Here is an 11,661-nt window from a genome sequence, read left to right as displayed (position 1 = left end):
TCGCCTCCCTTTATACTGCGCGCTATGTTCCTTGCTGATAATAAATACAAATGAAATACCTCTTTTTATTTTTAGTGGTCATTACCAGCGGCGCAGCGGTGGCCACCGAACCGGGTAGCCGGTATCAACAGCAGGCGGAAGCCGGCGATCGACGCGCGCAATATTACCTTGCGGATACCTGGGTGAGCTCCGGCGATTATCAGAAAGCCGAATTCTGGGCACAGAAAGCAGCGGCGCAGGGCGATGGCGACGCGCTGGCCCTGCTGGCGCAGCTAAAAATTCGCAATCCGCAGCAGGCGGACTATCCGCAGGCCCGCCAGCTGGCGGAAAAAGCCGTCGAGGCCGGCAGTAAATCCGGGGAGATCGTCCTCGCGCGGGTGCTGGTGAACCGTCAGGCTGGCCCCACCGACGTGGCGCACGCCATCACGCTTCTGCAGGATGCCGCCCGGGACAGCGAAAGCGATGCGGCGGTAGACGCCCAGATGCTTCTGGGGCTGATCTACGCCAGCGGCGTGCACGGCCCGGAAGATGATGGGAAAGCGAGCGCCTACTTTAAAGGCAGCTCGGCGCTCTCGCGGACCGGCTATGCCGAATACTGGGCCGGGATGATGTTCCAGCAGGGAGAGAAAGGCTTTATCGAACCGAATAAGCAGAAGGCGCTGCACTGGCTTAACGTCAGTTGCCTGGAGGGGTTTGATACCGGCTGCGAAGAGTTTGACAGGATCAGTAAAGGATAAGAAAAAGCCCGGCGCTCGCGCCGGGCTTTGTGTTTTATTGCGCGGTTTTATCAAACTTGCCCAGCACTTCGCGTTCATACGCCAGCGCTTTTTTGCGGTCGAACTTATGCTCCCACTTGGCGATAACCAGCACCGCCAGCGCATTGCCCACCACGTTCAGCGCGGTACGCGCCATGTCGAGGATACGGTCGACGCCGGCGATAAAGGCGAGGCCCTCCAGCGGGATCCCGACGCTGCCCAGGGTGGCCAGCAGCACCACAAAAGAGACGCCCGGCACGCCGGCGATCCCTTTCGAGGTCACCATCAGGGTCAGTACCAGGGTGATCTCCTGCCAGATGGAGAGGTCGATGCCGTACAGCTGGGCGATAAAGATCGCCGCGATGCTCTGATACAGCGTTGAGCCATCGAGGTTAAAGGAGTAGCCGGTCGGCACCACGAAGCTGGTGATCGACGCCGGCGCGCCATAGGCTTCCATTTTCTCGATAATACGCGGCAGCACGCTCTCGGAGCTGGCGGTGGAGTAAGCCAGAATCAGCTCATCTTTCAGGATGCGGATCAGGATCCAGATGCTCAGGCCGCACAGGCGGGCGACAATCCCCAGCACCACCAGCGCGAAAAACAGGATCGCGAAGTAAACCAGCAGCACCAGCTTGGCCAGCGGCCACAGCGAGGCGAAACCAAAGGTGGCGACGGTCACTGAAATCAGGGCGAACACCCCGATCGGCGCATAGCGCATCACCATATGGGTGACTTTGAACATGGTTTCGGAGATGGAGCGGAAGACCGTCACCAGCGGCTCACGGTGCGTCGCCGGCAGCGAGGAGAGCCCCAGACCAAACAGCACCGAGAAGAAAATAATCGGCAGCATATCGCCTTTCGCCATCGACGCCACGATGTTGGTCGGCACCAGCGACAGGATGGTGCCCATCAGGCCATGCGCATGGCTCTGCACCTCAGCGGTGGTGTTCTGGTATTTCGAAATATCAACCGCCGCCAGCTGCGACATATCAATGCCCGTTCCCGGCTGGAAGACGTTGGCCAGGGTGATACCCAGCACGATCGCCACCGTGGTGATCACTTCGAAATAGATAATGGTTTTGGCGCCGATCCGGCCTAACTGTTTGGCATCGCCCACGCCGGCAATCCCGACCACCAGGGTCGAAATAACAATCGGGACCACGATCATTTTAATCAGATGGATAAAGATATCGCCCGCCGGCGTCAGCAAATTGCTAATCAACCAATCGCGACTTTCGGCGTGGTAATGCAGATAACTGCCCAAAAGGATACCCAGCACCAGGGCTAGCAAAATTTGCCAGGCCAGACTGACTTTTTTTGTTTTCTTCACTACAGACTTCCTCAATGAAAGGCACCATTCCTTTTCGTCATGGTACCCACTGCAGGGGGTATGAATTGTGTTGCGTTGCTTTGTGGGGTTATTTAACGCGCAATATCAGTATCATTTGCACGGCATGCTGCGCAAGCCTTTAAGAATAGGGCTTTCTTCTGGTTTTCTGCATAAAGTCACGAATTTTCCCCAGTTACAATGCATAAGTATTTGTAATAAAAAATATTTCACATCTTCCGTTTCTATAAATTCATTTGCGTAATTATTTCACTTCAAAGTTTCATTTGACGAAATTTCACTCAGTTGAATCATTGCGTGATCTGCCCCCCAATTAACAAACAAAGCTGCCAAAACCCCTACTCTTAACGTTTGTTTGACATATATTTAACAAGTTCAAAGGAGAAAAAAAGCCATGAGCCAAATACACAAACACCCTATTCCCGCTAACATTGCGGAACGTTGCCTGATTAACCCGGATCAGTACAAGTCGCAGTATCAACAATCCATAACCGACCCTGATACATTTTGGGGCGAGCAGGGCAAAATCCTTGACTGGATGCGCCCCTACACCCGCGTGAAGAATACCTCCTTTGCGCCGGGTAATATTTCCATCAAATGGTATGAAGACGGCACCCTGAACCTCGCCGCCAACTGCCTCGACCGCCATCTCGCCGAGCGCGGCGATCAAACCGCCATCATCTGGGAAGGCGACGACGCCAGCCAGAGCAAGCACATCACCTACCGTGAACTGCATGCGGACGTCTGCCGCTTCGCCAATGTGCTGCTCGGCCTCGGGATTAAAAAAGGCGACGTGGTCGCCATCTATATGCCGATGGTACCGGAAGCCGCGGTGGCGATGCTGGCCTGCGCCCGCATCGGCGCCATCCACTCGGTGATTTTCGGTGGCTTCTCGCCGGAGGCGGTGGCCGGACGCATTATCGACTCCAGCTCGCGCCTGGTGATCACCGCGGATGAAGGGCTGCGCGCCGGTCGCGCCATCCCGCTGAAGAAAAACGTCGATGACGCGCTGAAAAACCCGAACGTCAACAGCATTGAACACGTCGTGGTCCTGAAACGTACCGGCGGTAAAATCGACTGGCAGGAGGGCCGCGATCTGTGGTGGAGCGATCTGATGGCGAACGCCAGCGCCGAACACCGGCCCGTCGAGATGAACGCCGAAGATCCGCTGTTCATCCTCTATACCTCTGGCTCCACCGGTAAACCGAAAGGGGTGTTGCACACCACCGGCGGCTATCTGGTCTACGCGGCCACCACCTTTAAATACGTTTTCGATTACCACCCGGGCGATATCTACTGGTGCACCGCCGATGTCGGCTGGGTCACCGGCCACAGCTATCTGCTGTACGGCCCGCTGGCGTGCGGCGCCACCACTCTGATGTTCGAAGGGGTGCCGAACTGGCCAACCCCGGCGCGTATGTGCCAGGTCGTCGATAAGCATAAGGTCAGCATTCTGTATACCGCGCCGACGGCGATCCGTGCCCTGATGGCGGAAGGCGACAAGGCTATCGAAGGCACGGACCGCTCCTCACTGCGCATTCTCGGCTCGGTCGGCGAACCCATTAACCCGGAAGCCTGGGAGTGGTACTGGAAGAAGATCGGTAACGAGAAGTGCCCGGTGATGGACACCTGGTGGCAGACCGAAACCGGCGGCTTTATGATCACTCCGCTGCCGGGGGCGATTGAGCTGAAGGCTGGCTCCGCTACCCGCCCGTTCTTCGGCGTCCAGCCGGTGCTGGTGGATAACGAAGGCCTGCCGCTGGATGGCGCCACCGAGGGCAATCTTGCCATCGCCGACTCCTGGCCCGGCCAGGCGCGAACCCTGTTCGGAGATCATGAGCGCTTTGAGCAAACCTACTTCTCCACCTTCAAAAATATGTACTTTAGCGGCGACGGCGCGCGCCGAGATGAAGATGGCTATTACTGGATCACCGGCCGCGTGGATGACGTTCTGAACGTCTCCGGCCACCGTCTGGGTACTGCCGAGATCGAATCGGCGCTGGTGTCGCACCCGAAAATCGCCGAAGCGGCAGTGGTCGGTATTCCGCACAACATCAAGGGCCAGGCTATCTACGCCTACGTGACGCTCAATCACGGTGAAGAACCGACGCCGGAGCTGTATGCGGAAGTGCGTAACTGGGTGCGCAAAGAGATCGGCCCACTGGCGACGCCGGATGTTCTGCACTGGACCGATTCGTTGCCAAAAACCCGCTCGGGCAAAATCATGCGCCGCATTCTGCGCAAGATCGCCGCGGGCGACACCAGCAACCTCGGCGATACCTCGACTCTCGCCGATCCTGGCGTAGTGGAAAAACTGCTCGAAGAGAAGCAGGCCATTACCATGCCATCGTAAGCAAGGACCGATTCCCTACACCCTCTCCCCCACCGGGGAGAGGATAAAAATAAGTCCCTCCCCCAGGATTTCACTCGCAGGAACGCCGTCAGCGAACCGTATCCCGGCCTTTAACGCCGGAGGGGTTGCTGTCGCCAGCGTCCGCTGCGTGGATGACGAAAGGGAGACCTCTGGAGACGCTAAGATGAATGAACAACTTTGTCAGCGGATAGAAAATAGTGCGCATTTCAGGGAGCTGGTGGCATCACGGCAACGGTTTGCCGCCATTCTGTCAGTGATTATGTTAGTGATCTATGTGGGCTTTATTCTGCTTATCGCCTTCGCGCCAGGCTGGCTCGGCACGCCGCTGCACGCCGGGACCAGCGTCACCCGCGGGATCCCGCTGGGCATCGGGGTGATCGTCATTTCGTTTGTTCTCACCGGTATTTATGTCTGGCGGGCCAACGGTGAATTCGACCGTTTGACCAAGAGCGTTCTCAACGAGGTAAAAGCATGATCAAGAGAGTCCTGACGGCGCTCGCCGCCACGCTGCTGCCCCTCGGCGTTCAGGCCGCAGACGCCATTACCGGCGCGGTACAGCGCCAGCCGACCAACTGGCAGGCGATTGTCATGTTCCTGATTTTCGTCGCCCTGACACTGTATATCACTTACTGGGCGTCAAAACGGGTGCGTTCGCGCAGCGATTACTACACCGCCGGCGGCAATATCACCGGTTTCCAGAACGGGCTGGCGATTGCCGGCGACTTTATGTCGGCAGCGTCGTTCCTTGGTATCTCCGCGCTGGTGTATACCTCCGGTTACGACGGTCTGATCTACTCGCTGGGCTTCCTTGTCGGCTGGCCGATTATCCTGTTTCTGATTGCCGAACGTCTGCGCAACCTTGGCCGCTACACCTTTGCCGACGTGGCGTCCTATCGTCTCAAACAGGGACAGATCCGCACCCTCTCCGCCTGCGGCTCGCTGGTGGTGGTGGCCCTCTATCTGATCGCCCAAATGGTCGGCGCCGGCAAGCTGATCCAGCTGCTGTTCGGTCTTAACTATCACGTTGCGGTGGTGCTGGTGGGCGTCCTGATGGTGCTCTATGTCCTGTTCGGCGGCATGCTGGCGACCACCTGGGTGCAGATTATCAAAGCGGTTCTGCTGCTGTTCGGCGCCAGCTTTATGGCCTTTATGGTGATGAAGCACGTCGGCTTCAGCTTCAATAATCTGTTTACCGAAGCGATGGCCGTCCACCCGAAAGGCGCGGCGATTATGAGCCCAGGCGGGCTGGTGAAAGATCCGATATCCGCGCTCTCCCTTGGCCTCGGTCTGATGTTTGGTACCGCCGGCCTGCCGCATATCCTGATGCGTTTCTTTACCGTGAGCGACGCCAAAGAAGCGCGTAAAAGCGTGTTCTACGCCACCGGTTTTATGGGCTACTTCTATATTCTGACCTTTATCATCGGCTTCGGCGCCATCATGCTGGTCGGCGCGAACCCAGTGTTCAAAGACGCGGCCGGGCAGCTTATCGGCGGCAATAATATGGCGGCGGTGCATCTGGCGGATGCGGTGGGCGGCAACCTGTTCCTCGGCTTTATCTCCGCGGTCGCCTTCGCCACTATTCTGGCGGTGGTCGCTGGCTTGACGCTGGCGGGCGCCTCGGCGGTGTCGCACGACCTGTACGCCAACGTCTTCCGTAAAGGGGCGACCGAGCGTCAGGAGCTGAAGGTCTCCAAAATTACGGTGCTGATCCTCGGCGTGGTGGCCATTCTGCTGGGCATCCTGTTCGAAAATCAGAATATCGCTTTCATGGTCGGCCTGGCGTTCTCTATTGCCGCCAGCTGTAACTTCCCGATTATCCTGCTGTCGATGTACTGGTCGAAGCTGACCACCCGCGGGGCGATGATCGGCGGCTGGCTGGGTCTGCTGACGGCGGTGATTCTGATGATCCTCGGCCCGACCATTTGGGTGCAGATCCTCGGTCATGAGAAAGCGCTGTTCCCGTATGAATACCCAGCGCTGTTCTCCATCGCGATCGCCTTTATCGGCATCTGGCTCTTCTCCGCGACCGATAACTCACCGGAAGGGATGCGCGAGCGCGAGCAGTTCCGCGCCCAGTTTATCCGTTCGCAGACAGGGATTGGCATCGAGAAAGGTCAGGCGCATTAAGCTCGCTTCCCCGGCCTGCTGGCCGGGGAAGCAACCCGCGGCATTTAGGTTAATTGTAGGTAAAGTTCAGGGTTCCGTTGGCGTTCGCCTGCCCAGCCTTCACCTCGGAACCGGTTTTATAATAGTTAGTCGTAAAGGAAAGTCTCTCTGTACCTGAAGCCCCTCCCGGGTTGTCCGGATTGCTGAATACGCGGTAACTGGCCTCTGCACCCGAATTCAAAACTGTCGTTCTGCTGGATGAAAACAATGTGAGATCCGTATTCAAGGGTAATGCCTTCCCATTAAGATTCAATTGCACGCCGACACCTGTTGCCGCATCAGGAGCCCATCCCAGGGATATCACGCTATTGTCTGGATTATCTCCTTGAGCTGAAGAGGCCGAGACCTTCAGTGTGACGTTCGTTCCTGGTTCGCAAGTCAGCGTCAGATTTTGTTGTGCAGAACCGACTTTTGTCGCCTTATTAAATTCAGAGGCGCTGACGTTGCCCATCTGAAATAGCAGACTTGTCACGTCAACATCGCACCCCATCGGCACCAGCTGGATTTGCGTGGAACCAGTGACGCGCAAACTGGAAGCTGCCATCGTGCCATCGCCATCTTTGATGGACACCGTTGAGGTTGGGTTACCCAAGGTCAGAGCACTACCGCTGGCGATAGCGCCGCCAGTGGCTATCAATTGCAATTGATAGACAGGGTTGTAGTGAGAGTGGTTATAAAAATAAAACAAGCTCCCCTGCCCCAATAGAAAATTCGCATCTCCTATAAAATGTTCGCTATAGTCAGGTTTGATTTGGGTATTGTAACCCTCCATTTGCCCTGTGACATTAAGCCACACTTTTATTCTGATACCGATCCCCGGGACTGAAGTCGTATAGATATGATCGCTGGTGTGAGAACCCACCATTGAGGAAGCCCATTTAAACTGTGCGTAAATACCACCATTACAATTATTCATCGAAGTTTGCGGCCCGGTGATTTTCCCGGAGTCATAGAGAATGGTCCCAGCCGTATAGTTATTCGCACTCAGCAATATTCTTGGCGGCAGGTTGGCAATGGTGACATCCCCGCCATTTATATAGTTGCTGCAGGCCCAGCCACAAACTGGAGACAGCCACAGCAGCAGTAAAAAAATACGTTTCATACTAACTCCATTTATATGTTTTTATGCGCACTATTATTTGTAGGTCACGTTGAAAGTAACGGTAAAAGCCACCTTTCCCGCTGTTACTTTCCCGTCAGGGGTGTACATTCTGGCAATCATATTAAAAACGCGTTCAGCGCCCTCAGGGAGGGCATAGGTATAAGTATCATTTGGCCCCAGGCTTTTCTGATCCACCGCACTTAGCAGCTGTAACCCTACGTTCTTGGCACCATAAATAAGCTCATCCTGATAAATACTGGGATAGGTACTACTATATGAATTACCGTTAAATGTTATCGTCACCGAGGTCATCCCCGTTGAGCAATGCTCAAAGGCAATGGCAACGGCCGTGGCATCACTACTCGCGCCTGGTTTACCGGTCAGACGTTGAAGGGAAACCGTTCCCAGATCGATAGTACTGGAGGGCTTTACCGACACTTCACATACGGGTTCTTCAATCTTACCGCTGACATTAAAATTAACTTCACTATTGGCGTTAAAGGGCCAGGCAGGTCTTGCGAAAATGAATAAAACCCCAATGCTAATAATAAGCAATAAGCATGGTTTTATGGATAGCCGGCCATTCCCCCTCTTCATCGCCGCTATCCTGAGATTATGAATTAAAGCCTTTATCCTGGTATTCATCATCGGCAATTCTCTGCATAAAAAACGATATCATCCACTGACTGATCAGATGAAAAATCATAATTGAGATAACACTGGCTATTTTGCGTATCACCCCACTTCACAAATAGCCGGCCTTTTTTGGGTAACCCGGTAATATAGACTTGCCCGGCATCGCCGACAATCGAACTACGACGCTCTTTATCATTCAGATTTTCATCCTCAAGCGTCACCACGGCGCCAAAAGGCACCGCTTTATTTTTGTAGTTGATGGTGATCATGGCCTTATAGCCGATCCAGGTATCATATTTGACTTTAACAATCGCATTTCGCGTCGGGACTACCTTTCTGACAATGTTATCAATTTCCGCACCAGAGACCTGCTGCTCATCAAGAGAGAGATTGTTTTCATGGTAGGGGCGTACAAAAGGCACAACGGCGTATCCAAAAGCATCGGTCGTAATATTCGTCTGCCCCCGAACTGCCACATCGCTGACGCCCGGCGCTTCGACCAGCGCCACGCTCTCGCCCAGATAGCGAGAAAGGGTTACCCCGCCAGAATGGGCAACCATCCCGCCGCGAAGCGAGTAATTGTAGTGCGAGCTATAGCTGTCATACCCGTATCCGGCGGCGACTTCGCCTCGGGAACCCTGATAGTTCAGATTGACGTTTCCAGAGGTACTTTTATCGCTGGCGTTGTAGCCTTCCTGCACGTTCCAGTTCAGAGAACGGTCCGCAAACGCAGAACCGCTCAACCCCAGGCTATGGGTCGTGTCGCCCGTCCGGCTGCTGTTCAGGTTGTAGTTAGCCGATATATCCGCGCCAAAAGGCATGCTCATCGTAAGCGATATCATATTATCGCTGGTCGGAGAGCTATCGCTGTTCTGGCCTGTGCTCTGCACATTTCGGCTGTAGGAGTAGTTAATGAAGTAAGAAATGCGACCCAGGGTATTGCTATAGCTCACCCCCAGCGACTCCATACGTGAATTATCCCAATAAGATTCACTGACCAGCGAGAGGGCGAGAGAACCGAACCCGGAGAAAATCTGGGAGGCCGAAGCGTCAAAACGATCTTTAGTCCGCCCCGTTAATGAACAACACCCGCTATGAGCATTTGCCCGGTCAATGAAATTCTGCAGAGAATAATAGCCATGGGTTGAATACCGATATCCGGCAACGGAGAAGTTGGTACCCGTTAATGGAAAATCTTTACTAAAACGCACGCGATAAGACTGCCCCTCGCTGGCAGTGGTATTATCCGCGGTTGGATTTTCTTTTATATCAGCCCAGGACTGAGAAGCATCCAATGAGAGTGCGCCAACAGATCCCAGATTAAACCCAGCTCCCAACAGCGCATTGCTATATTTATCTTCCAGTTGCTGAAAACCGCCGTACAGCGTAACGTTACTCAATGCACCCCAGGCAAGGGTGGATTGCAGAAAATGGTATTCCTTTCCGCCTGAGCTCGCCGAGCGAGTTTTACCGCTGCTGAAAGCATAGTCTATCTGCCCTTCCCGCTGGAGAATCGCCAGCGAGGCAAAAGGCACCACGAAGCTCTGCTCGCCGCCATCAGACTCTTTCACCGTAACATAGAGATCGCCCGCACTCCCCGTTGGATAAAGATCATTTATTTCGAATGCCCCGGGAGAGACCGTGGTTTTATAGATGCTGTATCCATTCTGATATACCGTTACGTCTGCAGTCGTCCGGGCAATGCCTTTGATCACCGGAGCAAAGCCATTCATGCTGTCCGGTAGCATCTCCCTGTCTGCATTCATCTGCACACCGGTGAAGCTGAAGCTGTCAAAGATGCCAGGATAGGTGTAAGTCTGCCCCAGTATCAGCTGGCCTTTCAGAGCATGGATATCGCGCGAAATATAGCTATAGACGGAGTCCCACTGGTTGCCATCATTATCATGATTAAAGGTGCTGTAATTACGTAAACGCCATGGCCCAACGTTCAACCCAGGCTGCAGACTAAGAAACTGACTGGATGTCGATGCGCCTCCGTGCCGCGGATCGTTTTTTTGCCCCGAAAGATTATAGTTAAGCAGCCCGGCGGTAATGCCCTGCTGCCATTGATTCTCGGGGACATAGCCCTGAGGGTGACGCAGCATCGCGACCTGCGGCACGGTAAAATCGACTCGCTGCTGTGAAAGTAAAACCGCCGTTTCCCATCCTGGTATTGCAGGCAGTTTTGCACACTCGGAGCCCTCTATCGTGAGCTCAGGATAATCCTGCGTTTTTATTGACCACTCTTTTAGTTGCGCAACGCTAATACACGGCTCAGCAGACGAATCACTACCTTCCTTTTGTGGCTTAAAGACGATAGTGTCAGAAGCGATAAACTTGTCGTTAATATAAATATCAAGATTATACTGACCAGGAGGTACGGCTTCGCGAGAAATATAAGATAAATCTACGCTTGTCGCACTAGTTTCATTAACTTCAAGTAAATGTGGGTTAAAATACTCCCCAGCGAAAGACGTTAAGGGGATAGCGCCAAGACTGCAAAGTATTGCGATATAGCTAGTTTTCAATGAGAATGCATCATTCCATCTAGCGCTATTGAATGATGGCCTTATATTTTGGTCCCGACATACCATAATCATTGATCACACTCCATGTGATTTCTTTTTTCCCAGCTGGAGAGGCATTAGCTACCGGTATTCTTATCGTTGAATAGGGTGCAACAAACCACGCCTCGGGTACTGCTTTACCATTAATAAAAATCTCAGAGAAATTCATATAGAGAGGAGAATCATTTTTTACCTTAATGGCTCTGCCATCATTTGACCATTGCAGTTTTTGAGCAAATTCTTCCGGAATAGCATTTTTTAAAGCTGCAGGCCGATAAATGAGTTTAATCCTTGAGTTAATCGCAAATTGCACTATATTTTTATCTGATACGTCATCCGTTGCAGGAATTCCTTTAATATTGAGCCATAACATAGACTCTCGATCTTCCGGCATCGGTTTGCCTGTACGAAGAATGCGTACAAATCCTTTTTCTCCTGCCTTCAAGCGAAAAAGAGGCGGGGTGGTAATAAAGGAGTCTTTCGCGGGTGATGTCTCATCAACGATGGCTAACCATGACTGGACGATATTTGTAACATTATCTTTATTCTGAACAGAGACGGTGGTTGTCTTTTTTGTTCCATCAAAGATAACGCGCGTTCCGCCAACAACTACGCTAGCCTGCGAAACTGAAATAGAGAAAAAAAAACACACTAAACATAATAATCTGTTCATAGCCTTGTCCAAACAGGGAAAGCAAACTGCTTTCCCTTGA

The 11,661-nt window shown here is 53.3% G+C and carries 9 protein-coding genes and 1 pseudogene; 4 read left to right on the top strand and 6 right to left on the bottom strand.

Going from position 1 to position 11,661, the window contains the following annotated elements:
- Positions 1-50: 50 nt before the first annotated feature.
- A complete protein-coding gene (locus ABLX76_RS14210; protein WP_348874691.1) occupies positions 51-737 on the top strand; it encodes a tetratricopeptide repeat protein in 687 nt (228 codons plus the stop codon).
- A gap of 34 nt (positions 738-771) precedes the next feature.
- Here the strand turns inward: ABLX76_RS14210 and gltP are convergent, their stop codons facing one another.
- Both gltP and ABLX76_RS14200 read right to left on the bottom strand, forming a co-directional pair.
- A complete protein-coding gene (gltP, locus tag ABLX76_RS14205; RefSeq protein ID WP_004206354.1) occupies positions 772-2,085 on the bottom strand; it encodes a glutamate/aspartate:proton symporter GltP in 1,314 nt (437 codons plus the stop codon).
- Positions 2,086-2,196: 111 nt separating this feature from the next.
- Positions 2,197-2,397 (bottom strand): annotated as a pseudogene (locus ABLX76_RS14200) (hypothetical protein).
- A gap of 100 nt (positions 2,398-2,497) precedes the next feature.
- Here ABLX76_RS14200 and acs point away from each other — a divergent pair.
- From acs to actP, 3 genes are all read left to right on the top strand, one after another.
- Positions 2,498-4,456 (top strand): acetate--CoA ligase, encoded by a 1,959-nt coding sequence (gene acs / locus ABLX76_RS14195; RefSeq protein ID WP_080901640.1) that lies wholly within the window; start codon positions 2,498-2,500, stop codon positions 4,454-4,456.
- A 184-nt stretch (positions 4,457-4,640) separates the two neighbouring features.
- On the top strand, positions 4,641-4,952 hold the full coding sequence (locus tag ABLX76_RS14190) for a DUF485 domain-containing protein (RefSeq protein WP_004206350.1): 312 nt from the start codon (positions 4,641-4,643) through the stop codon (positions 4,950-4,952).
- Positions 4,952-6,604 carry a cation/acetate symporter ActP gene (gene actP, locus ABLX76_RS14185; RefSeq protein WP_348874704.1) on the top strand — a complete coding sequence of 551 codons (1,653 nt, stop codon included), beginning with the start codon at positions 4,952-4,954 and terminating at the stop codon, positions 6,602-6,604. The genes ABLX76_RS14190 and actP overlap by 1 nt, the downstream gene beginning before the upstream one ends.
- A gap of 49 nt (positions 6,605-6,653) precedes the next feature.
- On the opposite strand, the gene ABLX76_RS14180 is transcribed toward actP, so the two are convergent.
- The 4 genes from ABLX76_RS14180 to ABLX76_RS14165 are packed head-to-tail and all read right to left on the bottom strand — an operon-like array spanning position 6,654 to position 11,621.
- A complete protein-coding gene (locus tag ABLX76_RS14180; RefSeq protein ID WP_348874689.1) occupies positions 6,654-7,745 on the bottom strand; it encodes a type 1 fimbrial protein in 1,092 nt (363 codons plus the stop codon).
- Between the two features lie 33 nt (positions 7,746-7,778).
- The gene (locus ABLX76_RS14175; protein ID WP_348874687.1) at positions 7,779-8,393 is read right to left on the bottom strand and encodes a fimbrial protein; all 615 of its coding nucleotides are present in this window, start codon (positions 8,391-8,393) and stop codon (positions 7,779-7,781) included.
- Positions 8,390-10,981, bottom strand: a complete 2,592-nt coding sequence (locus ABLX76_RS14170; RefSeq protein ID WP_348874686.1) for a fimbria/pilus outer membrane usher protein — start codon at positions 10,979-10,981, stop codon at positions 8,390-8,392. Before ABLX76_RS14170 ends, ABLX76_RS14175 begins: the two co-directional genes overlap by 4 nt.
- Positions 10,935-11,621 (bottom strand): fimbrial assembly chaperone, encoded by a 687-nt coding sequence (locus ABLX76_RS14165; protein ID WP_048322709.1) that lies wholly within the window; start codon positions 11,619-11,621, stop codon positions 10,935-10,937. Before ABLX76_RS14165 ends, ABLX76_RS14170 begins: the two co-directional genes overlap by 47 nt.
- Between the last annotated feature and the right edge of the window lie 40 nt (positions 11,622-11,661).

This window comes from Klebsiella sp. JB_Kp004 (assembly GCF_040065795.1).
Classification (GTDB): Bacteria; Pseudomonadota; Gammaproteobacteria; order Enterobacterales; family Enterobacteriaceae; genus Klebsiella; species Klebsiella quasipneumoniae.
This window is presented reverse-complemented; position numbering and strand designations above follow the sequence as displayed.

Coding starts and splice junctions, on each gene's coding strand:
- ABLX76_RS14170 (WP_348874686.1), bottom strand. CDS start 10,981: ATGATTATGGTATGTCGGGACCAAAATATAAGGCCATCATTCAATAGC.
- ABLX76_RS14175 (WP_348874687.1), bottom strand. CDS start 8,393: ATGATGAATACCAGGATAAAGGCTTTAATTCATAATCTCAGGATAGCG.
- ABLX76_RS14190 (WP_004206350.1), top strand. CDS start 4,641: ATGAATGAACAACTTTGTCAGCGGATAGAAAATAGTGCGCATTTCAGG.
- ABLX76_RS14210 (WP_348874691.1), top strand. CDS start 51: ATGAAATACCTCTTTTTATTTTTAGTGGTCATTACCAGCGGCGCAGCG.
- ABLX76_RS14165 (WP_048322709.1), bottom strand. CDS start 11,621: ATGAACAGATTATTATGTTTAGTGTGTTTTTTTTTCTCTATTTCAGTT.
- ABLX76_RS14180 (WP_348874689.1), bottom strand. CDS start 7,745: ATGAAACGTATTTTTTTACTGCTGCTGTGGCTGTCTCCAGTTTGTGGC.
- acs (WP_080901640.1), top strand. CDS start 2,498: ATGAGCCAAATACACAAACACCCTATTCCCGCTAACATTGCGGAACGT.